20 protein-coding genes are annotated in these 20,444 nt (G+C 64.3%); 10 read left to right on the forward strand and 10 right to left on the reverse strand.

Features of this window, described 5'->3' with window-relative positions:
* Window positions 1-52: 52 nt before the first annotated feature.
* From L6D89_RS11000 to ydcS, 4 genes are all read right to left on the reverse strand, one after another.
* Window positions 53-874 carry an ABC transporter permease gene (locus tag L6D89_RS11000; protein ID WP_236174509.1) on the reverse strand — a complete coding sequence of 274 codons (822 nt, stop codon included), beginning with the start codon at window positions 872-874 and terminating at the stop codon, window positions 53-55.
* Window positions 864-1,715, reverse strand: coding sequence for an ABC transporter permease (locus L6D89_RS11005; RefSeq protein ID WP_236174586.1), 852 nt, complete (start codon window positions 1,713-1,715; stop codon window positions 864-866). The genes L6D89_RS11000 and L6D89_RS11005 overlap by 11 nt, the downstream gene beginning before the upstream one ends.
* Before the next feature lie 47 nt (window positions 1,716-1,762).
* Complete coding sequence (locus L6D89_RS11010) at window positions 1,763-2,782, reverse strand: ABC transporter ATP-binding protein (RefSeq protein ID WP_236199712.1); 1,020 nt, start codon at window positions 2,780-2,782, stop codon at window positions 1,763-1,765.
* 274 nt (window positions 2,783-3,056) lie between these two features.
* Entirely contained in the window at window positions 3,057-4,229 is a 1,173-nt protein-coding gene (ydcS, locus tag L6D89_RS11015) for a putative ABC transporter substrate-binding protein YdcS (RefSeq protein ID WP_236199713.1), read from the reverse strand.
* 351 nt (window positions 4,230-4,580) lie between these two features.
* On the opposite strand from ydcS, the gene L6D89_RS11020 reads away from it, so the two are divergent.
* The 4 genes from L6D89_RS11020 (at window position 4,581) to L6D89_RS11035 (ending at window position 8,565) form a co-directional block, all read left to right on the forward strand.
* The gene (locus L6D89_RS11020; RefSeq protein ID WP_236174506.1) at window positions 4,581-5,993 is read left to right on the forward strand and encodes a circularly permuted type 2 ATP-grasp protein; all 1,413 of its coding nucleotides are present in this window, start codon (window positions 4,581-4,583) and stop codon (window positions 5,991-5,993) included.
* Between the two features lie 2 nt (window positions 5,994-5,995).
* On the forward strand, window positions 5,996-6,946 hold the full coding sequence (locus tag L6D89_RS11025) for an alpha-E domain-containing protein (RefSeq protein ID WP_236174505.1): 951 nt from the start codon (window positions 5,996-5,998) through the stop codon (window positions 6,944-6,946).
* Entirely contained in the window at window positions 6,943-7,752 is an 810-nt protein-coding gene (locus tag L6D89_RS11030; protein WP_236174504.1) for a transglutaminase family protein, read from the forward strand. Before L6D89_RS11025 ends, L6D89_RS11030 begins: the two co-directional genes overlap by 4 nt.
* A gap of 78 nt (window positions 7,753-7,830) precedes the next feature.
* A complete protein-coding gene (locus L6D89_RS11035; RefSeq protein WP_236174503.1) occupies window positions 7,831-8,565 on the forward strand; it encodes a proteasome-type protease in 735 nt (244 codons plus the stop codon).
* Window positions 8,566-8,784: 219 nt separating this feature from the next.
* On the opposite strand, the gene L6D89_RS11040 is transcribed toward L6D89_RS11035, so the two are convergent.
* A complete protein-coding gene (locus tag L6D89_RS11040; protein WP_236199714.1) occupies window positions 8,785-9,588 on the reverse strand; it encodes a c-type cytochrome in 804 nt (267 codons plus the stop codon).
* 696 nt (window positions 9,589-10,284) lie between these two features.
* Between L6D89_RS11040 and L6D89_RS11045 the strand changes: the two genes are divergently transcribed.
* From L6D89_RS11045 to L6D89_RS11055, 3 genes are all read left to right on the forward strand, one after another.
* The gene (locus tag L6D89_RS11045; RefSeq protein WP_205335082.1) at window positions 10,285-11,490 is read left to right on the forward strand and encodes an acetyl-CoA C-acetyltransferase; all 1,206 of its coding nucleotides are present in this window, start codon (window positions 10,285-10,287) and stop codon (window positions 11,488-11,490) included.
* 101 nt (window positions 11,491-11,591) lie between these two features.
* On the forward strand, window positions 11,592-13,736 hold the full coding sequence (locus tag L6D89_RS11050) for a 3-hydroxyacyl-CoA dehydrogenase NAD-binding domain-containing protein (protein WP_236199715.1): 2,145 nt from the start codon (window positions 11,592-11,594) through the stop codon (window positions 13,734-13,736).
* A 169-nt stretch (window positions 13,737-13,905) separates the two neighbouring features.
* The gene (locus L6D89_RS11055) at window positions 13,906-14,460 is read left to right on the forward strand and encodes a cysteine hydrolase family protein (protein WP_236199716.1); all 555 of its coding nucleotides are present in this window, start codon (window positions 13,906-13,908) and stop codon (window positions 14,458-14,460) included.
* 18 nt (window positions 14,461-14,478) lie between these two features.
* On the opposite strand, the gene L6D89_RS11060 is transcribed toward L6D89_RS11055, so the two are convergent.
* A complete protein-coding gene (locus L6D89_RS11060) occupies window positions 14,479-14,676 on the reverse strand; it encodes a hypothetical protein (RefSeq protein ID WP_236199717.1) in 198 nt (65 codons plus the stop codon).
* On the opposite strand from L6D89_RS11060, the gene L6D89_RS11065 reads away from it, so the two are divergent.
* Window positions 14,665-15,417, forward strand: a complete 753-nt coding sequence (locus tag L6D89_RS11065) for an amidotransferase (protein ID WP_236199718.1) — start codon at window positions 14,665-14,667, stop codon at window positions 15,415-15,417. The two genes, L6D89_RS11060 and L6D89_RS11065, sit on opposite strands and share 12 nt — an antisense overlap.
* Before the next feature lie 567 nt (window positions 15,418-15,984).
* Here the strand turns inward: L6D89_RS11065 and L6D89_RS11070 are convergent.
* The 4 genes from L6D89_RS11070 to L6D89_RS11085 all read right to left on the reverse strand — a co-directional run bounded on the left by L6D89_RS11070 (window position 15,985) and on the right by L6D89_RS11085 (window position 18,623).
* The gene (locus L6D89_RS11070; RefSeq protein WP_017516914.1) at window positions 15,985-16,956 is read right to left on the reverse strand and encodes a magnesium and cobalt transport protein CorA; all 972 of its coding nucleotides are present in this window, start codon (window positions 16,954-16,956) and stop codon (window positions 15,985-15,987) included.
* 99 nt (window positions 16,957-17,055) lie between these two features.
* Window positions 17,056-17,277, reverse strand: coding sequence for a hypothetical protein (locus L6D89_RS11075; protein WP_236199719.1), 222 nt, complete (start codon window positions 17,275-17,277; stop codon window positions 17,056-17,058).
* 305 nt (window positions 17,278-17,582) lie between these two features.
* Complete coding sequence (locus tag L6D89_RS11080; protein WP_236174496.1) at window positions 17,583-17,774, reverse strand: hypothetical protein; 192 nt, start codon at window positions 17,772-17,774, stop codon at window positions 17,583-17,585.
* A gap of 159 nt (window positions 17,775-17,933) precedes the next feature.
* The gene (locus tag L6D89_RS11085; RefSeq protein ID WP_236174495.1) at window positions 17,934-18,623 is read right to left on the reverse strand and encodes a crotonase/enoyl-CoA hydratase family protein; all 690 of its coding nucleotides are present in this window, start codon (window positions 18,621-18,623) and stop codon (window positions 17,934-17,936) included.
* A 237-nt stretch (window positions 18,624-18,860) separates the two neighbouring features.
* On the opposite strand from L6D89_RS11085, the gene L6D89_RS11090 reads away from it, so the two are divergent.
* Window positions 18,861-20,135 (forward strand): hypothetical protein, encoded by a 1,275-nt coding sequence (locus L6D89_RS11090; RefSeq protein WP_236174494.1) that lies wholly within the window; start codon window positions 18,861-18,863, stop codon window positions 20,133-20,135.
* Window positions 20,136-20,157: 22 nt separating this feature from the next.
* The gene (locus L6D89_RS11095) at window positions 20,158-20,442 is read left to right on the forward strand and encodes a GNAT family N-acetyltransferase (RefSeq protein WP_024765462.1); all 285 of its coding nucleotides are present in this window, start codon (window positions 20,158-20,160) and stop codon (window positions 20,440-20,442) included.
* Window positions 20,443-20,444 lie beyond the last annotated feature (2 nt).

A 20,444-nucleotide genomic window follows, 5' to 3' on the forward strand; every position in this document is an offset into this window, starting at 1 on the left:
CAGCCTCCTCTCCCTTCAGGAGACGGTTAGGCAGGGGGCGCTAAGTACAGGGTCACTTGCCACTCCCCGCCACGTCGCTGGTGCCTCGCGTCAGGTAGTAGGCGCCGAGGATCGGCAGCATGGTGGCGAGCATCACCAGCATGGCCACCACATTGGTGATCGGCACGTCGCGCGGGCGGCTGAGCTGGTTGAGCAGCCACAGCGGCAGGGTGCGTTCGTGGCCGGCGGTGAAGGTGGTGACGATGATCTCGTCGAACGACAGCGCGAAGGCCAGCATGCCGCCGGCCAGCAGCGCCGTGGCGATGTTCGGCAGGATGATGTAGCGGAAGGTCTGCCAGCCGTCGGCGCCCAGGTCCATGCTCGCCTCGATCAGGCTGAAGGAGGTGCGGCGGAAGCGCGCGATCACGTTGTTGTAGACGATCACCACGCAGAAGGTCGCGTGGCCGATGACGATGGTCAGGAAGCCCGGCTCGATCCCCAGCGTCTTGAACGCCGAGAGCAGGGCGATACCGGTGATGATGCCGGGCAGGGCGATGGGCAGGATCAGCATCAGCGAGATGCTTTCCTTGCCGAAGAAGTCACGGCGGTACAGCGCGCCGGCCGCCAGCGTGCCGAGGATCATGGCGATCAGCGTGGCCACACAGGCGATCTTCACTGACAGCCAGATGGCATCGAGCACGTCGCCGCGCTGAAAGGCGATGCTGAACCACTTCAGGGTGAAGCCCTGCAGCGGGAAGCTGTAGGCCGACTCTTCGGTGTTGAACGCGTAAAGCAGGATCACCAGGATCGGGAAATGCAGGAACACCAGCCCGCCCCAGGCCGCCAGGCGCAGGAACCACGAAGGACGGTCGGTGGAGTGTGCCTCAGAGCGCATCGAAGGCCCCCAGTCGCTTGGCGATGGACAGGTAGACGGCAATCAGCACGATGGGCACCAGGGTGAAGGCCGCCGCCAGCGGCATGTTGCCCACCGCGCCCTGTTGCACGTAGACCATGGTGCCGATGAACAGCCCGCTGGGGCCCACCAGCTGCGGGATGATGAAGTCGCCCAGGGTCAGGCTGAAGGTGAAGATCGAGCCGGCCACCACGCCGGGGAAGGCCAGCGGCAGGATGACCTGGAAGAAGGTCTGCCGCGGATGCGCGCCGAGGTCGGCCGAGGCCTGCAGCAGCGTCGGCGGCAGGCGCTCGAGGGCGGCCTGGATCGGCAGGATCATGAACGGCAGCCAGACGTAGGTGAACACCCAGAAACGCCCCAGGTGCGAAGTGGACAGGGTGTTGCCGCCCACGCCGGGAACCTCCAGCAGCAGGTTCAGCAGGCCGAGCAGGTGCAGGTGTTCGATCACCCAGTAGAGGATGCCGCCCTTGGCCAGGATCACCGTCCAGGCGTAGGCCTTGACGATATAGCTGGCCCACATCGGCAGCATCACGGCGATGTAGAAGAAGGCTTTCTCCTTGGGCCCGGCGTAGCGCGCCATGTAGTAGGCGATGGGGAAGGCGAGGATGGCGCTGGCCACTGACACGGCGATGGCCATGCTGAAGGTGCGCAGGACGATGTCGTAGTTGGCCGGGTTGAACAGCGCCTGGTAGTTGGCCAGGGTCAGATCCGGCGTCACCGCCATGGTGAAGTCGTCGAAGGTGTAGAAGCTCTGCCAGAGCAGGGCGAACAGCGAGCCGATGTAGATCACGCCGAACCACAGCAGCGGCGGGATCAGCAGCATCAGCAGATAGAGCGTGCTGCGCCGGTAGAGGAAGCTGGAGATCGCCCTCACGGCGCGGGCTCCTCGAGCAGCGGCACCAGCGCGCTGCGTGCCCAGGCGGCAGTTACCGCGTCACCCGGTTTCGGCCGTGGCTCTTCGCGCTCGCCGTTGGGCAGCGCTGCGACCAGGCGCACGCCGTTTTCCAGTTCGATCTCGTAGCGGCTGCTGGCGCCCATGTACTGCACGTCGAACAGGGTACCGCTGACCTCCAGCTCGCCTTCGCCGGCGCGGCCGAAGCGCACGTGTTCCGGGCGCAGCGAGTGCGGGCGGGATTCGCCGAGCAGGCGTTGGGCGAGGTCGCCGCGCAGCACGTTGGCGGTGCCGACGAACTCGGCGACGAAGCGCGTGGCGGGGCGGCGGTAGAGGTTGCCTGGAGTGTCGACCTGCTCGATGCGGCCCTTGTTGAACACGGCCACGCGGTCGGACATGGACAGCGCTTCACTCTGGTCGTGGGTGACGAAGATGAAGGTGATGCCGAGCTGGCGCTGCAATTTCTTCAGTTCCACCTGCATCTGTTCGCGCAGCTTCAGGTCCAGCGCACCGAGCGGTTCGTCCAGCAGCAGCACGCGCGGGCGGTTCACCAGCGCGCGGGCCAGGGCCACGCGCTGGCGCTGGCCGCCGGAGAGCTGCGCCGGCTTGCGCTTGCCGTAGCCGGCGAGGGCGACCATCCCCAGGGCTTCCTCGGCGCGGTGGTAGCGCTCGGCCTTGGCCACGCCTTTCACCTTCAGGCCGTAGGCGACGTTATCCAGTACGTTCATGTGCGGGAACAGCGCGTAGTCCTGGAACACCGTGTTGACGTCGCGCTCGTAGGGCGGCAGGCCGGAGGCTTCGTTGCCGTGGATGCGGATGGAGCCGGAAGTGGGCTGCTCGAACCCGGCGATCAGCCGCAGGCAGGTGGTCTTGCCCGAGCCGGAAGGGCCGAGCATGGAGAAGAACTCGCCGTCGCGGATTTCGATGGACACGCGGTCGACGGCGCGCACCTCGCCGTAGTGACGGCTCACGTCAGTGAACTGGACGGCTGTGGTCATGCTGGTGGCTACCTGATTGGCGGGGGCTGCATCAGAAAAGGTAGCGCATGGGGGCGGGGGTGCTTGCCGACTTGTGGGAGAGGTGGGGCATTTATAGCGGCGACTGTTTTCTGGAGAGGTTTGTGCCAACGCATCCCCTCACCCCAGCCCTCTCCCTTAGGGAGAGGGGGCCGTCCGTGCCGGCTGATGGCAAGGTTTCATCCTGCACCGAACGGTTCCCTCTCCCGCTTGCGGGAGAGGGTTAGGGTGAGGGGCTTTTGATCCAGCAGGGGCATCACCTCCCACCCATGATCGCAATGTAATCCTGCGTCCAGCGGCTATACGGCACGCACTGCCCCTGGGCGCACTTGGCCTGCGGGGTCTTCCAGAAGGCGATGCGGTCGAACTGGTCGTAACCGTTGGTGGCGCAACCCTGGGCGCCCAGCAACTGGCTGCCGGTGCAGCCGTCGGGGGAGGCAGGCACCGAGCCGAACCAGGCGGCAACGTCACCCTGCACCTTGGGTTCCAGCGACCAGTTCAGCCACTTGTAGGCGCACACCGGATGCTTGGCGTCGACGTGCATCATGGTGGTGTCGGCCCAGCCGGTGACGCCCTCGGTGGGGATGGTCGAGGCGATCGGCTGCTTCTCGCCCTGCAGCGCATTCACCTGGTAGGGCCAGGAACCGGAAGCGGCTACGCCTTCGTTCTTGAAGTCGCTCATCTGCACCGTCGCGTCGTGCCAGTAGCGGTGGATCAGCTTCTGCTGCTCGCGCAGTAGCTTGAGGGCGGCGGCGTACTGCTCTTCGTTGAGTTCGTACGGGTCCTGGATGCCCAGCGCCGGCTGGGTGGTCTTCAGGTAGAGCGCCGCGTCGGCGATGTAGATCGGCCCGTCATAGGCCTGCACGCGGCCCTTGTTGCTCTTGCCGTCGGGCAGCTTCTGCTCGCTGAACACCACGCTCCAGCTGTCCGGCGCCTTGGGGAAGACCTTGGTGTTGTACATCAGCACGTTCGGCCCCCACTGATAGGGCGTGCCGTAGTGCTTGCCGTCCACCGTGTGCCAGGGCGCGTCCTGCAGGCGCTTGTCGACGTTCTTCCAGTTGGGCACCAGGGCGATGTTGATCGGCTGCACGCGCTTGCCGTAGACCAGGCGCAGCGACGCGTCACCGGAAGCGGTCACCAGGTCGTAGCCGCCCTTGGCCATCAGGCTGACCATCTCGTCGGAGGTGGCGGCGGTTTTCACGTTGACCTTGCAGCCAGTGTCCTTCTCGAACTGGCTGACCCAGTCGTAGTTCTTGTCGTTCTCGCCGCGTTCGATGTAGCCGGGCCAGGCAATGATATCCAGCGCCCCTTCAGGGTTGCCGAGTTGCTTGAGCGCTTCAGCCGCCTGCAGCGAGGCGCTGGACAGCAGGCTGGCGCCGGCGAAGGCCAGCGCCGCGACTTTCACGAGAGACAATTGCCCTGAGGTCATGATCGGACTCCTGTTGTTCTACGTTGTGGGAGCCACTGCGATACCAGCGCGCAGAAATTTGGCACCTCTGTTGATCGCGGCAGGTCCATAGCGAACGGACGTGCTCTTGCAGCGTAGTTCCGCCCCCAGAGGCTGACAAGAAAGCCCCCGGCTCCCCGCAAAGGCCCGCCGGATGGCGCTTGCGGCCCCAAACGGGGCGGGCCGGGGTGGCCGGGCGGGAAAAGCGCACCACGCGGGTGCGAGGCTCTCTGGCGGCCTTTGCAAGTCATTGAAACAACAGGAAATCGACCTCTGGCACGGCCCTTGCGATGGCCTTTGCAGCCGAGGACGAGCGGCAACAAGGAGTGAAAGATGGCTCGGGTGTTCTATGACGAAATGCATGACGCCGCTGGCGCCTGCCGACCGCACTACACGGAGTTCGCCCGCTGGCTGGCGGACATGCCTGGCGAACAGCTGCAGCAGCGCCGCCGCGAAGCCGACCTGCTGTTCTATCGCGCGGGCATCACCTTCACTCTCTATGGCGACGACCAGGGCACCGAGCGCCTGATTCCCTTCGACACCATCCCGCGCAGCATCCCCGCCAGCGAGTGGAAGATCATCGAAGCCGGCTGCATCCAGCGGGTGCAGGCGCTCAACCTGTTCCTCGCCGACCTCTACCACGACCAGCGCATCCTCAAGGAAGGCCTGATCCCGCCCGAGCAGGTCCTGGCCAACGACCAGTACCAACTGGCCATGCAGGGCCTGGACGTGCCGGGCAACGTCTACGCGCACATTGCCGGCATCGACCTGGTACGCGACGGCAACGGCGCCTATTACGTGCTCGAGGACAACCTGCGCACCCCCAGCGGCGTCTCCTACATGCTGGAGAACCGCAAGATGATGATGCGCCTGTTCCCGGAACTGTTCGGCGCGCAACGCATCGCGCCCATCGACCATTACCCGAACCTGTTGCTGGATACCCTGCGCAGTTCCAGCCCGCTGGATAATCCCAGCGTGGTGGTACTGACGCCGGGACGCTTCAACAGCGCCTACTTCGAGCACGCTTTCCTTGCCCGCGAAATGGGCGTGGAGCTGGTGGAGGGCGCCGACCTGTTCGTCCGTGACGAGCGCGTCTACATGCGCACCACGGCCGGGCCGCAGCCGGTGGACGTGATCTATCGGCGCGTCGACGATGATTTCCTCGACCCGCTGGCCTTCAATCCCGACTCCATGCTCGGCGTACCCGGGCTGCTCGCCGCCTACCGGGCCGGCAACGTGGTACTGGCCAATGCCATCGGCACCGGCGTGGCCGACGACAAGTCGGTCTATCCGTATGTGCCGGAGATGATCCGCTTCTACCTCGACCAGGAACCAATCCTGCACAACGTGCCGACCTGGCAGTGCCGCCGGCCGCAGGACCTGTCCCACGTGCTGGCGCACCTGCCCGAGCTGGTGGTGAAGGAGGCGCAGGGCTCCGGCGGCTACGGCATGCTGGTCGGCCCGGCCGCGACCAGCGCGGAAATCGAGGCCTTCCGCGCGCGGCTGATGGCGCGCCCGGAGGCCTACATCGCGCAACCCACGCTGAGCCTGTCGACCTGCCCGACCTTCGTTGACAACGGCATCGCCCCGCGCCACATCGACCTGCGGCCTTTCGTGCTCTCCGCGCCGGACAACGTGCGCCTGGTGCCCGGTGGGCTGACCCGGGTGGCGCTGCGCGAAGGTTCGTTGGTCGTCAACTCGTCACAAGGTGGCGGTACCAAGGACACCTGGGTGGTGGAGGACTGATCATGCTGAGCCGTACCGCTTCCGATCTCTACTGGATGTCGCGCTACCTGGAGCGTGCCGAGAACCTCGCGCGCATGCTCGACGTGTCCTACTCGTTGTCGCTGATGCCCCAGGATGGCCGCGGCGATGGCCTGGAAGAACTGGCCATGCCGCTGCTGATCACCGGCAATCTCGACGCGTATCTCGCGCGCCATGGCGAACTGCACGCCGAGCGCCTGCTGAACTTCTTCGCCCTGGATGCGCAGAACCCCACCAGCATCTATTCCTGCTTCGGCGCCGCCCGTGCCGGAGCGCATGCGGTGCGTGGGCGCATCACCACCGACATGTGGGAAAACATCAACGCGACCTGGCTGGAGATGCGCGACATCGCCCACCAGGGCCTGCTGCGCTACGGCATCAGCCACTTCTGCGAATGGGTGAAGGACCGCTCGCACCTGTTCCGCGGCGCCACCTTCGGCACCAGCATGCGCAACGACGCCTTCCACTTCATCCGCCTGGGCACCTACATCGAACGCGCCGACAACACCTTGCGCCTGCTCGATGCGCGGCATCAGGTACTGGGCGAGCACAGCGCCGGGCCTGCCGAAGGATCCGCCCGCGGTTACTACCAGTGGACGGCATTGCTACGCGCGCTCTCGGCCTTCGAGGGCTACACCGAGCTGTATCGCGATGCGCTGAACGCACGGAACATCGCCGAACTCCTGCTGCTGCGCGAGGACGTCCCGCGCTCGCTGCTGGCCTGCGCCGAGGAACTGCGCCAGATCCTCGCCAGCCTGCCCGGCGCCAACGGCCGCCCGGCCCAGCGCCTGGCCGCCGAACTGGAGGCGCGGGTGCGCTACACCGGCATCGACGAGGTGCTGGGCGCCGGTCTGCATCCCTGGATAACCGACCACATCGGGCTGGTGCGCCAGCTCGCCAACGCCATTCACAGCTCGTACCTGGAGGCCGCATGAAACTCTCCATCCGCCACGACACCACCTACCGTTACGAAGACCAGGTGCGCGCGAGCATTCAGTACCTGCGCCTGACTCCGCAGGAGAGCGAACGCCAGCATGTGCTCGACTGGCAACTGCACCTGCCGCGTCCGGCGCATCCGCAGCGCGACGCCTACGGCAACATTCTTCACGTGCTGACCCTGGATGAACCCCACGAGGCCATCGTCATCGCCGCCCACGGCAACGTCGAAATCGACGTGGAGAACGACTGCGAACACGATCACCTGTCGCCGCTGCCGTTCCTCCGCAGCACCCGCCTGACCCAGGCCGATGGCGCGCTGCAGGAGTTCGCCCGCGCCCAGTGCGCCGAGCGCCGCGACCGCAAGGCGATGATCCGCCTGATGCAGGCGATGAATGAGCGCATTGCCTACGTGCCGGGTTCGACCCAGGTCGACAGCACCGCGGCCGAAGCCTTCGCGGCCGGGCAGGGGGTCTGCCAGGACCACGCCCACGCTTTCCTTGCCTGCCTGCGCTACCTGGGCGTGCCGGCGCGCTACGTTTCCGGCTATCTCTACGCCGACTCCGAGGATCATCTCGCCAGCCATGCCTGGGCCGAGGCCTGGCTGGACGGCGCCTGGTACAGCTTCGACGTGACCAATGTGCTGGACCGCCCGGAGCGTCATCTGAAGCTGGCAGTGGGCCTGGATTACCTCGATGCCTGCCCGGTGCGCGGCATGCGTCGGGGCGGCGGCGGCGAGCAGATGCACGCCCGCGTCACGGTAGCGCCGGGGCACCTGCAGCAGGCCCAGCAGATGCAGCAGTGAGCGGGCGTGGCGAAAGGCCGGGCAGCGGCTTAAGATCGTTGCCAGCCTTTTGCCCCCAGAACATGCCATGAGAACGTCATGACCTATTGCGTCGCCATGAACCTCGCCCAGGGCCTGGTCTTCGTATCCGATTCGCGCACCAATGCCGGCGTCGACAACATCGCCGTGTTCCGCAAGCTGCACATCTTCGGCACCCCCGGCGAACGTCTGGTCGTGGTGCAGAGCGCCGGCAACCTGGCCACCTCGCAGTCGGTGATCAGTGTTCTGCGTCAGCGCATGGGCAGCGACGAGCCAAACCTGGGCAACGTCGAGAACCTGTTCGAAGCGGCCCGGCTGGTGGGTTCGACGCTGCGCGAAGTGGTCGACCACGACGAGAACATCGGGCAGAACCAGGGTGTCGACCTGGGCAGCTCGTTCCTCGTCGGTGGGCAGATCGGCACCGAGGTGCCGCGCCTGTTCAATGTCTACCCGCAGGGCAACTTCATCGAATCCTGCCGCGATACGCCTTACTTCCAGATCGGCGAGAGCAAGTACGGCAAGCCGATCATCGACCGCGCCATGAGCTATGCCACGCCGCTGGAGCAGGCGCTGCGCTGTGCGCTGATCAGCTTCGACTCGACCATCCGCAGCAACCTCTCGGTGGGCATGCCGCTGGACCTGCTGGTGTACCGCGAAGGCAGCCTGGAGGTGCCGGCCGGCTACCGTATCCAGGAAGGCGATGCGTATTTCGAGGGCATTCGCGGGCAGTGGGGCGCGGGGTTGCGCCAGTTGCTCGGCGAGCTGCCGGCGCCGCCGGGGGATTACTGGCACTGATGTTTCGCTGCCGGGCGGGTTCGCGAGCAAGCTCGCTCTTACACGGCAATCCTACGCGAGGAACCCGCTCTTTGTAGGAGCGAGCTTGCTCGCGAACCGTCGCCCCGTCGGGCTTTCCGGGTAGTGCTGTAGGGCGCATAACCTGGAACAGGTTATCCGCCGAGATCGATAAGGCGGATAACGCTGGCGCGTTATGCGCCCTGCGACGAGCCCCGGCTTCTAACTGCCGGCCTTCACCTTCCGTCCCGCCATATGCTTCAGGTAAGCGACGATCTGCTCCAGCTCCGTGTCGCTGATCACGTCTGCGGCAAACCCCTTCATCCGCGCCTCCGGCCAGTGCCGCAGGCTCTGCGGGTCGCGGATGTACTGCTTGAGATAATCCGCGGCGAAGTATTCGGTCGGGTTGTGCGGGATGTTCAGATCGGGACCGAACTGCGAATCCCCGGCACCATTCAGGCGATGGCAGGCCAGGCAGTTCTTCTGGAACTGGGCGAAACCGTGCTGCACCTGCTTCGGCGCATTCTTCGCCGGCAGCAGCGCCGGGAAGCGTTCGGCCAGCGGCTTCAGGTAACGGATGCTGGCAACCTGGAACGGCCACTGCTCCGGGCCGATGCCGGCCGCCCTGGGATCGGTCCACACCAGGTAGAAAGGCCCGGCGGAAGGCTTGCCGTCGCCCAGCTTCGGCCAGGGTTTGCCGGCTTCCTCGATGGCCAGCCAGGCGCGCGAACCCTTTTCCTCCAGCAACGGCGCGGCCGGCAGCTCGGCGGCGAATCCATCGAGCGCAACCGCCTGCAGGTGATCGCCGGGCTTCACACCGTCCAGCAAGGCAGCCAGTGGCACCGCGCGATAGTGCATGGTGCGCTTGTAGGAGACGTCGGCGGGAATCTCGATGTCCTGCGCCCTGGCGTTGGCCAGCAGCTGTTCAGTGCTGAGGGTGTGCTGGCCGTTGGGCAATTCCAGGGTGAGGGTCGCAGCGAAAACGCTGGGGCAGAGCAGGAACAGCAACAACAGCAGTGGGCGCATGGTCGCATCCGGGGCGAAGAATCGGGCCGCGGAACCATAGCAGAGGCTGACGGGATGAGGCAGGGGAGGTGGCTCCTCCCGTGCTGCGTTGACCGTGGCTCGCGGATGGCGGCGCGCGGTGCGCAGCGACGGGATAGCCGGGTGTTGGCCCTAGCCGACCAGACGACTCAGATTGGGAATGATCAAAACAACGGTGGTTGCGAAGACGATCAGGCTGGCCTGCCGCCATTTTCTCGATTGTTTGTCCATGATGTCCTTCCGCCTTTCTTGTTCTTGGCACGGCTCACTCACGGCCTGTTGATAGTGAGGCGCGTACCTTGGCTTCTGGTGTCTCCAGCCGAACCGGCAAAACCCGGCAACGGCACTCTTCGCATCATCTGCACGCTTTTCATTCACTGCATAACGGAGTCTAAGCCTAGTGCCGCGCGGGCTTAGACCATCTTGCAGCAAGTGACGCAGCTTCAGGCATATTCCCTCTATATGACTGGGGCGTGACAACGCCGTTCAGCTTTTCGACCGCTCGTCCGCTGCCGCCGACAACCCCTTTCCAGAGCCTTCGGCCCGAGCGCCTCCGGTCGGTCGCTGAGCGTGGCGGTCAATTGTGCTGAGCGTTGCGGTCATTGCCCCTGGCCGTTACGCCGCTAAGGTAGGCCGACACGCCACGCCTGCGTGACGACAACTCTAAGAGAGAACGCCATGACCGAAGCATTCATTTACGACGCGGTGCGTACTCCCCGCGGCAAGGGCAAGAAGGACGGCGCGCTGCACAGCGTCAAGCCGGTCAACCTGATGGCCGGTGTGCTGCGTGCGCTGCAGCAGCGCAACCAGCTGGATACCGCGCAGGTCGACGATATCGTCCTGGGCTGCGTGACCCCGGTGGGCGACCAGGGCTCGGACATCGCCAAGACCGCCGCGCTGGTGGCCGACTGGGACGAGCAGGTCGCCGGCGTGCAGATCAACCGCTTCTGCGCCTCGGGTCTGGAAGCGGTCAACCTGGGCGCCATGAAGGTGCGCTCGGGCTTCGAGGACCTGGTGGTGGTCGGCGGCGTGGAATCCATGTCCCGCGTGCCGATGGGGTCCGACGGCGGCGCCTGGGCGCTGGACCCGGAAACCAACCTGCACACCAGCTTCGTCCCGCAAGGCATCGGCGCCGACCTGATCGCCACCCTGGAAGGCTTCAGCCGTGCCGATGTCGACGCCTTCGCCCTGCGCTCCCAGCAGAAGGCCGCCAAGGCCCGCGCCGAAGGGCTGTTCGCCAAATCCCTGGTGCCTGTCACGGACCAGAACGGCATCGTCCTGCTCGACCATGACGAATTCATCCGCGCCGACTCCACCCTCGAAGGCCTCGGTGCGCTCAAACCCAGCTTCGAGATGATGGGCCAGATGGGCTTCGACGCCAGCGCGCTGCGCAAGTACAGCTTCGTCGAGCGCATCGAGCATGTGCATACACCGGGCAATAGCTCCGGCATCGTCGACGGCGCGACTGCCATGCTCATCGGCTCCGAGGCCAAGGGCCGCGAGCTGGGCCTGAAGGCCCGTGGGCGCATCGTCGCCACTGCGGTGACCAGCACCGACCCGACCATCATGCTCACCGGCCCCGCGCCGGCCACCCGCAAGGCGCTGGCCAAGGCCGGCCTGAAGGCCGAGGACATCGACCTCTATGAAGTGAACGAAGCCTTCGCCTCGGTGGTGATGAAGTTCATGAAGGACATGGGCGTGCCCGAGAGCAAGGTCAACGTCAACGGCGGCTCCATCGCCATGGGCCACCCGCTGGGCGCCACCGGCTGCATGATCCTCGGCACCCTGCTGGACGAACTGGAGCGGCGCAACCTGCGCTACGGCCTGGCCACCCTCTGCGTGGGCGGCGGCATGGGCATCGCCACCATCATCGAACGTATCTGACTGTCGTAGGAGCGAGCTTGCTCGCGAACCTGTCCGCGCTGCGGAGTATTCACGAGCAGGCTCGCTCCTGCGGGTCTCCCACCCTTGGGAAGAAAACAAAAATGACTGATGCCATCCGTTACGAAAAAGGCCAGGACAACATCGTCGTCCTGACCATGGACATGCCCGGCCAGAGCGCCAACACCATGAACGGTGCCTACCGCGAGGCCATGGCCGCCACTGTCGCGCGCCTGGAAGCCGAGAAGGAGTCGATTGCCGGCGTGGTGATCACCTCCGCAAAGAAGACCTTCTTCGCCGGCGGCGATCTGAATGAACTGATCAAGGTCACCAAGGCCGACGCCAAGGCCTTCTACGAAGGCATCCTGGTGCTCAAGGGCCAGCTGCGTCGCCTGGAAACCCTTGGCAAGCCGGTGGTCGCCGCCATCAACGGCGCGGCCCTGGGCGGCGGCTGGGAAATCTGCCTGGCCTGCCATCACCGCATCGCCCTGGACGAAAGCCACGTGCAGCTCGGCCTGCCGGAAGTCACCCTGGGCCTGCTGCCCGGCGGCGGCGGTGTGGTGCGCATGGTGCGCCTGCTCGGCCTGGAGAAGGCCCTGCCGTACCTGGCCGAAGGCAAGAAAGTGCGCCCGGATCAGGCGCTCAAGGCCGGCCTGATTCACCAGCTCGCCTCCAGCCGGGAAGACATGCTGGCCAAGGCCCGCGAATGGATCGCCGCCAACCCGGCCGCCAAGCAGCCGTGGGACAGCGCCGGCTACAAGATTCCCGGCGGTACGCCGTCCAGCCCGGCGGTGGCGCAGATGCTGGCCATCGCCCCGTCGGTGCTGCGTGACAAGACCAAGGGATGCTTCCCGGCACCGGAGAAGATCATGTGCGCCGCCGTCGAAGGTGCCCAGGTGGACTTCGACACGGCTCAGCTGATCGAGGCGCGCTACTTCACCGAGCTGACCACCGGCCAGGTGGCGAAGAACATGATCGGCACCTTCTGGTTCCAGCTCAACGAGATCAACGCCGGCAAATCCCGCCCGCAGGGCATCCCGCCGCAGCAGACGAAAAAGGTCGGCGTAGTCGGCGCCGGCATGATGGGCGCCGGCATCGCCTACGTCTCGGCCGCCGCCGGCATCGAGGTGGTGCTCAAGGACGTTTCCATGGAGTCGGCCGAGAAGGGCAAGGCCTATTCCGCCGGCCTGCTGGACAAGAAAGTCGGCAAGGGCCAGATGACTGCCGAGAAGCGTGACGCCTTCCTCGCACGGATCAAGCCGACCGCCAGCGACGCCGACTTCGAAGGCTGCGACCTGATCATCGAAGCGGTATTCGAGGACCGTGGCCTGAAAGCCAAGGTCAGCGCCGCTGCCGAGTCCGCCGCGTTGGCGGACGCGGTGATCGCCTCCAATACCTCGACGCTGCCGATCACCGGTCTGGCCGAGGCCGTGGCGCAGCCGCAGAAGTTCATCGGCCTGCACTTCTTCAGCCCGGTGGACAAGATGCCGCTGGTGGAGATCATCCGTGGCGAGAAGACCGACGACGCCACCCTGGCCCGCGCCTTCGACTACGTCCTGCAGATCAAGAAAACTCCGATCGTGGTCCACGATAGTCGCGGCTTCTTCACTTCCCGCGTGTTCGGCACCTTCACCAACGAAGGCCTGGCGATGCTCGGCGAAGGCGTGTCGGCGGCGATGATCGAGAACCAGGCGCGCCAGGCCGGCATGCCGGTAGGCCCGCTGGCGATCAGTGACGAAGTGTCGATGAGCCTGATGACCCACATCCGCGAGCAGACCCGCAAGGACCTGGAAGCCGAAGGCAAGCAGTTGCCGCAGCACCCGGCCTTTGCCGTGGTGGACCTGATGGTCAACGAGTACAAGCGCCCAGGCAAAGCCGCTGGCGCGGGTTTCTACGACTATCCGGCCAATGGCAGGAAGCATCTGTGGCCTGAGCTCAAGCAGCGCTTCGAGAAGGCTGACGCGCAGATTTCACCGGAAGACGTGCGTGACCGCATTCTCTTCATCCAGTCCATCGAGACGGTGCGCTGCGTGGAGGAGGGTGTGCTGACCTCCACCGCCGACGCCAATATCGGCTCGATCTTCGGTATCGGCTTCGCGGCCTGGAGTGGCGGCGCGCTGCAATTCATCAACCAATACGGCCTGAAGGACTTCGTCGCCCGCGCCCAGTACCTGGCCGAGCAGTATGGCGAGCGCTTCCTGCCGCCGGCGCTGCTGCTGGAAAAAGCGGCGCGGGGAGAGTCCTTCTGACGTGCACTTCGTAGGAGCGAGCTTGCTCGCGAACCGAGTCCACAGCAGGGCCGTTCGCGAGCAAGCTCGCTCCTACAAGTCCTCACTCGGAAGAACCGGCCCCTGGCCGGTTTTTTCTTGCCTGCTCAGGCCGTAGGATGGCGCCTCCCAACTCGCAAGGACCGCAGCGATGACTGCTCCCGCCCTGTTGATCATCGACATGCAGAACGGCATGCGCACCAGTTCCGAGCCGCGCAACAACCCGCAGGCCGAGCAACGCATCGGTGTGCTGCTGGCAGCCTGGCGCCAGGCCGGCTGGCCGCTGGTGCACGTGCGGCATATCTCGCGCACGCCGGGTTCGCCGTTCTGGCCGGGGCAGCCCGGCGCGGAGTTCCAGCCTGCGCTGGCGCCGCTGGAGCACGAGCACGTGGTGGAGAAGAACATCCCTGACGCCTTCATCAACAGCGGCCTGGAGCGCTGGCTGCGCGTGCGCGGCGTCGAATCGCTGGTGATCTGCGGAGTGAGTACCAACAACTCGGTGGAAGCCTCGGCGCGCACGGCGGGCAACCTGGGCTTTGCCACTCGGGTGGTGGCGGACGCCTGTTTCGCCTTCGACAAGCTCGATTTCAACGGCAATTGGCGCAGTGCGGAGGAGGTTCACGCCATGTCCCTGGCCAACCTGCAAGGTGAATACGCCCAGGTGCTGAGCGCGAACTCGCTACTGGGAACGCTGTCCCTGATCTGAATCCTTGCCAACCGGCCGTCACCCCTGTGCGCCGGTGCAATTGAAGGAAGTCGATTTTTCCGGTATTTCCCCTGAAATTCCTGCGCAAGAATCGGCTTCGGCATCTTGTGCGGTGAAAAAATAGGGCGTAATTTTCACGCGCGTTTCATCAGTTTCAGGAAAACCATTCTTATCAGCCGCTAACCCCCCAGGAATCACCACTGCATGTCGTTGCACATCTGCATTCTGGAAACCGACATTCTCCGCCCCGAACTCATCGACCAGTACAAGGGCTACGGCTGGATGTTCCAGCAACTGTTCGCCAAGCAACCCGTTCCGGCCGAATTCAAGGTCTATAACGTGGTGGAAGGGCATTACCCGCCCGATGATGAGAAGTTCGACGCGTACCTGGTGACTGGCAGCAAGGCGGACTCGTTCGGCACTGATCCCTGGATCCAGACCCTCAAGGACTACGTGCTCAAGCTCTACCAGCGCGGCGACAAGTTGCTGGGCGTATGCTTCGGCCATCAATTGCTGGCGCTGGTGCTGGGCGGCAAGGCCGAGCGTGCCGGGCAGGGTTGGGGCGTGGGCATCCACGACTACCGCATCGAGGAGCAGCCTGAGTGGATGAGCCCGTCGCTGGGCGATGGCCTGACCCTGCTGGTCAGCCACCAGGACCAGGTCACCGAGCTGCCTCATGGTGCGCGCCGCATCGCTTCCAGCGATTTCTGCCCGAACGCGGCCTACGCCATTGGTGACCAGGTGCTGTGCTTCCAGGGCCACCCGGAATTCCAGAGCGACTATTCCCAGGCGATCCTCGAGTTGCGCAAGCACATCTTCAGCGAGCCGGTGTTCCAGTCCGGCATCGACAGCCTTGCGCGTCCACACCAGGGCACCGCGGTGGGCGAGTGGATGATGCGCTTCGTCCAGCAGGGCAGCGACGCGAAGAAGAAAGCCGAGAAGAAAAGCGCGGCCTGATTCTGCCGTGCTGACTGAAAACGCCGCTCAATCGAGCGGCGTTTTCGTTGGTGCCGTGGGACATCGGTCCGGGTTGGATAGGTGCAGAGCCGACCCGATCGCGGACGAAGTCCGCTCCTGCAGCCGCCGGTTGGTGTAGGAGCAGCTGACTTCTCTGGATAGCCCATCGCTGCGTCTTCCCCCCTCACCCCAACCCTCTCCCAGGGGGAGAGGGAGCCGTCCGTGCCTGCTGTTGCCGACGTTTCATCCTGCACCGAACGGTCTCCTCTCCCCTTGGGAGAGGGCCAGGGTGAGGGATGGCCCAAGCGCAAAGATATCTCGCAGGGGCGGACTGCGTCCGCGATGTCTTCCCCGCTGCTCCGGCGTCGGGCGGTTCGCGAGCAAGCTCGCTCCTGCAGGGAGCGCTGGCGAAGTGTTCGGCACCTGAAGCAGGCATTTACGCAGGAGCGGACTCTGTCCGCGATTGGCCTCAGCCGGCACGAATCAGCCGGTGCACACCATTCGATGGGTAGCGCTGCGCTCCACGCCATCCTACGTTCCGCGTCGCCGAATGGCTGCCAATGCTCTCTATAGCCAATCCGCCTGCTTGAAGCTGATGTACAACCCGACGCAGCCCAGCGCCAGCAACCCCATGATCAGGAAGTAGCCGTAGTGCCAATGCAGTTCCGGGATGTACTCGAAATTCATCCCGTAGATACCGGCCACGGCGGTGGGGAAGGCGAGAATGGCCGCCCAGGCGGCGAACTTGCGTTGCACCACGCTCTGTCGTGAGGACTCCAGTGCCAGCCCGACTTCGATGGTCTGGCTGGCCACGTCGCGCAAAGTGGTGAGGTCTTCCAGCAGGCGGTTCACGTGGATGGCCACGTCGCGGAAGTAGGGCCGCATCTGCTTGTCGATGAAGGGAAAGTCCAGGCGCTGCAGTTCCTGGCAGATTTCCACCATGGGCGCGGCGTAGTGCTTGAGTTTGAGCACCTCGCGGCGCAGGCCGTAGATCTTCTCGATCTGCTCCTGGGTCAGTGACTTGCGCAGCACTTGCTGCTCCACTTCCTCGATCTCCTCGCGGATCGCCTCCACCACCGGTTCGTAGTTGCTCATCACGAAATCCAGCAGGGCGTAGAGCACGAAGTCGGTGCCATGGGCCAGCAGTAACGGCCGCGCCTCGCAGCGCTGTCGGACCTGGGCGTAGGACTGGGAGAAACCATGGCGTGCGCTGATGATGTAGCCGATGCCGGCAAACAGGTGAGTTTCGACGAACATCAATCGGCTATCGGCGCGGATCGGCGAATAGATGACGATGAACAGCGCATCGCCGAAGGTTTCCAGCTTCGGCCGGCTGTGCTTTTCCAGGGCGTCGGAGACAGCCAGCTCGTGGAGGTTGAACTGCCGTTGCAGGTTGAACATCTCCTCCGGTGTCGGCTCCTGCAGGCCGGTCCAGACGAAGTGGTCAGGCTGGCAGGCCCAGCGGTAACCATCCTCGAGCGGGATGTCGGAGACCTTGCGGCCCTTGCTGTAGACGGCGGAAGCGATGACTCGGCCCATGCTGAAACCCACCCTGCAGTGCATCTGGTGCGGAATCTGGAGTCGTTGTGCAGGGCTTTAGTGTTGGCCAGCCTGGCGTGCTGCGCCAGTGAAGGGGGCTCAGGAGTGCGGCGTGAGAACGTCCTGAAGGCCCTGTAGGGCGACGGGAACCGCCTGGTTGAAGCGCTCGAAGAGCCCGCTGCGGTCGACGTTGTCCACCGGGGCCCGGCGTGCACCATCAAAGCCGGCGGTGAGGGCGGTGACCACCAGAATCACGATGGTATAGAGCCCCAGGGCGGCGAGGGCGCCGTTGCGGGCGTAGCGGTGGGCTTGACGATTCATTGAGGCGATTCGGGCTCGGCGAAGTGATGGCCCAGTGTCGCTTTGGTCAGTTCGCTTGAATAACGATGCCGGTTGCTTCCGGGTATCAGGCGAATTGATAGATGGCAGTACGGCGACCAGACGCACGGTGGTCGGTGGCGGGGCGCTGTCGGTGGGTTCCTGGATTCTGGCGGGCTTCATGGCTATCTGACCCTTGCCGAGGCTGCGTCATCGTCCCGGAAAAGCCCGGCATCACGCCGGGCTTTTCGCTTCGGGCTCGACTGCATGACGTCACCTGCTGCAGGCGGCTTGGAGGTGTGAAGGTTTCAGCCCTGCTTGGCAGCGGCTTCGACGTTCACCTGGCTGGCCGATTGCTCGGACTGCTGTTGCTGGATGGCAGCCTGGGTCATGTGAACCATGCGGTCCTGCATCAGCGGGGACTCTTCGGCGAAGCTGGCCTGGGCGGCAAAAGCGGTAGCGGCGGCCAGTACGCTGGCGGCGATGATGTTGAGTTTCATGATGAACACCTCCGGTTGGTTTTCTCTGGGTTCATCTATAGGTTAATGCGTAATAATTTTTGAAAAATAGCAAACAGGATTAATCAGTATTGCTCTTTAGGTAATAGTCATGGCATGAAAAAGCCCGGCATCAGGCCGGGCTTTCTTGTTGGCGGGCGATCAGGACAGGTGGTTCTTGTCCAGCTCGATGGACCTGTCGAGGGTTTCCAGCAACTGCTTGCGCACTTTCAGCTTGGTGTTGCGATGTGCGGTCATGTTCAGCTTCTTCAGGTGCTGGGCGGCTTCCAGGGCGGCGGCCTGGAGCTGCTCGGCCGGGACCACCTTGTCGAGGAAACCGGCATCTACGGCATCGCGTGGGTTGAACATTTCCGCGTTCACCACGGAGCGGGTGAAGGCCGAGCGGCGCAGCCGATCACGAGCCAGTTCGATGCCGACGTGGTGCATGGTCATGCCGATGGCCACTTCGTTCAGGCCGATCTGGAACGGGCCATCGACGCCGATGCGGTAGTCCGCTGAGAGCAGGATGAAGGCGCCCTTGGCGACCGCATGGCCAGTGCAGGCGACGATCACCGGGAACGGGTGCGAGAGCATGCGGCGGGCCAGAGTCGAGCCGGCGGCCACCAGGTTCACGGCGTTCTCCGGGCCGGAGGTCATCACCTTGAGGTCGTAGCCGCCGGACAGAATGCCCGGCTGGCCAGTGACGATGACGATGGCTCGGTCCTTCTCCGCCTGGTCCAGGGCCTGGTTGAAGGCTTCGATGACCGCTGGGGAGATGGCGTTCACCTTGCCGTTGTTCAGGGTCAGGGTGGCGATGCCGTCTTCGAATTGGTAGCTGATCAGCTCACTCATGGCAGAGGGTCCTGGATTGCAGTCCTTGGGTTGGAAGTGGCCAGAACATACTGACGCCGGCCTGGGGCGTAAAGCGTTTTGACTGACTGGTGAGTCAGCTGCGTGCCACAAATTCCGGGCGATTTCTGTGCGCTGCGTATGCAAATTCCGACAGCGCTCGTGGAGGGGCATCCAGCGTGCTGTTAAGCTGCCACCATCTCTGCGTACCGCCCTCGCACAACCCAGGATGTGCCTGTCATGTCGAAGATCTTCAAGTGGTCCCTGTTTGCCGTCGTTGCGATTGCCCTGATCATCAAGGCGTCGCTCTGGCTTTCCGTGCGCAGCGTGGTGAACGACGCCATCGCCCGTCTCTCGCCGATCATGGAGATCACCTACGGCGGTATATCGTCGTCCTTCGACGGCAAGGTCGGCTTGCAGAACCTGGTGATCAGGGTGCCGATGGCCGGCGACAGCCTGAAGGTTTCCCACGCCCAGTTGAAGTTCAACGGGCTGCGCGAACTGCTCAGCTTCAAGGAGCGCCTGGCCGAGGGCAAGCTGCCGGAACAGATGTCGGTAGACCTGAAGGGCGTCGAGCTGCAGATTCACGGCCCCTTCATGCAGTCGCTGTATGCCCAGCCTGCGGAGAAGAGCGCCTTCACCGCCATGAGCGAAGTGGCCTGCGGCAACGTACGCAACATCGGTGTCGATGAGCTGCTGCAGATGGGTTACCGCACCCTCGAATCGGACATCGAGTTCTCCTACCGCATGCAGCCGGGCGCGCAGACGCTGACTTTCGATCTGCGCAGCGATACCCGTGACATGCTCGATATGCACACCAGCATGACGCTGATGAATGTCTCCGAGCGCCCGGGGGACATGCGCGTGAACCCGCCGCGGGTGTCACAGGTTGTCGTCGAGATGAACGACAACCAGTACCAGCGTCGAGTCAGCGAGTTCTGCCGGGGCAAGCTCGGCCTGGACCCGAAGGCCTATACCGCCCTGTCGCTGGAGCAGTTCGACAAGGCCCTGCGCCAGCAGCGCATCGCCCTCGACCAGCCGGTGCTCGAGGCTTACGGCCGCTACCTGGCTGACCCGCGTTCGCTGCGCGTCGAACTGACCCCTACCGAGGGGATGGCCTGGGATGGCCTACAATTTTTCGAGCCCAAGGATGTGATCCAGATGCTGCATCCGGTCGTCCTAATAAATCAGCAAACGGTTGCACCACTGGGGTTCGCCTGGGTCGATCCGCTGAAGAAAAAAATCACGCCGGAAAGCCAATATCAAATGGTTTCGGCCCAAGAAACGGTTGAGTCGCAGGCCAGAACGCAGCAATATGAGTTCGTTAGCGTTGAAAGCCTTGCCCAGTACACCGGCAAGCGCCTGCAGTTCATCACGTTCGATGGTGCCTACTATCAAGGTGTGCTGCACAAGGTGGAGAACGGTCGAGCCTATATCACGGTCCTGATGGGGACCGGCTCGGCAGAGATGTTCCTCCGCCTGAACAAGATCAATCAGGTGCGGGTCATGTTGTGAGGCCCTGCGAAGGAGAGAGCAAGTGAGTGAGTCGTTGTCCATCCAGCATGATGAAACCAGCCACCAGTTCGTAACGACTGTTGATGGTCATCGCGCCTATCTGGCCTACATGGATCTGGGCAAGCAGACGCTCGACATCTATCGCACTTTCGTTCCGGACAGCCTGCGCGGCCGCGGCATCGCCGCCGCTCTCACCGAACACGCGCTGCAGTTCGCCGAGCGCAAGGGCTACAGCGTCATCCCGTCGTGCTCCTACGTCGAGCGCTACCTGGAACGCCGCCAGCGTCACACTGATACCGCGCTCTGATC

Origin of the sequence: Pseudomonas pseudonitroreducens, from assembly GCF_021603645.1 — a bacterium.
Lineage (GTDB): Bacteria > Pseudomonadota > Gammaproteobacteria > Pseudomonadales > Pseudomonadaceae > Pseudomonas > Pseudomonas pseudonitroreducens.

Excerpts from the sequence above, each read along its gene's own strand:
- L6D89_RS11000 (WP_236174509.1), bottom strand. The coding sequence starts at position 874 with ATGCGCTCTGAGGCACACTCCACCGACCGTCCTTCGTGGTTCCTGCGC.
- L6D89_RS11005 (WP_236174586.1), bottom strand. The coding sequence starts at position 1,715 with ATGCTGCTGATCCCGCCGCTGCTGTGGTTCGGCGTGATCTACATCGGC.
- L6D89_RS11010 (WP_236199712.1), bottom strand. The coding sequence starts at position 2,782 with ATGACCACAGCCGTCCAGTTCACTGACGTGAGCCGTCACTACGGCGAG.
- ydcS (WP_236199713.1), bottom strand. The coding sequence starts at position 4,229 with ATGACCTCAGGGCAATTGTCTCTCGTGAAAGTCGCGGCGCTGGCCTTC.
- L6D89_RS11020 (WP_236174506.1), top strand. The coding sequence starts at position 4,581 with ATGGCTCGGGTGTTCTATGACGAAATGCATGACGCCGCTGGCGCCTGC.
- L6D89_RS11025 (WP_236174505.1), top strand. The coding sequence starts at position 5,996 with ATGCTGAGCCGTACCGCTTCCGATCTCTACTGGATGTCGCGCTACCTG.
- L6D89_RS11030 (WP_236174504.1), top strand. The coding sequence starts at position 6,943 with ATGAAACTCTCCATCCGCCACGACACCACCTACCGTTACGAAGACCAG.
- L6D89_RS11035 (WP_236174503.1), top strand. The coding sequence starts at position 7,831 with ATGACCTATTGCGTCGCCATGAACCTCGCCCAGGGCCTGGTCTTCGTA.
- L6D89_RS11040 (WP_236199714.1), bottom strand. The coding sequence starts at position 9,588 with ATGCGCCCACTGCTGTTGTTGCTGTTCCTGCTCTGCCCCAGCGTTTTC.
- L6D89_RS11045 (WP_205335082.1), top strand. The coding sequence starts at position 10,285 with ATGACCGAAGCATTCATTTACGACGCGGTGCGTACTCCCCGCGGCAAG.
- L6D89_RS11050 (WP_236199715.1), top strand. The coding sequence starts at position 11,592 with ATGACTGATGCCATCCGTTACGAAAAAGGCCAGGACAACATCGTCGTC.
- L6D89_RS11055 (WP_236199716.1), top strand. The coding sequence starts at position 13,906 with ATGACTGCTCCCGCCCTGTTGATCATCGACATGCAGAACGGCATGCGC.
- L6D89_RS11065 (WP_236199718.1), top strand. The coding sequence starts at position 14,665 with ATGTCGTTGCACATCTGCATTCTGGAAACCGACATTCTCCGCCCCGAA.
- L6D89_RS11070 (WP_017516914.1), bottom strand. The coding sequence starts at position 16,956 with ATGGGCCGAGTCATCGCTTCCGCCGTCTACAGCAAGGGCCGCAAGGTC.
- L6D89_RS11075 (WP_236199719.1), bottom strand. The coding sequence starts at position 17,277 with ATGAATCGTCAAGCCCACCGCTACGCCCGCAACGGCGCCCTCGCCGCC.
- L6D89_RS11080 (WP_236174496.1), bottom strand. The coding sequence starts at position 17,774 with ATGAAACTCAACATCATCGCCGCCAGCGTACTGGCCGCCGCTACCGCT.
- L6D89_RS11085 (WP_236174495.1), bottom strand. The coding sequence starts at position 18,623 with ATGAGTGAGCTGATCAGCTACCAATTCGAAGACGGCATCGCCACCCTG.
- L6D89_RS11090 (WP_236174494.1), top strand. The coding sequence starts at position 18,861 with ATGTCGAAGATCTTCAAGTGGTCCCTGTTTGCCGTCGTTGCGATTGCC.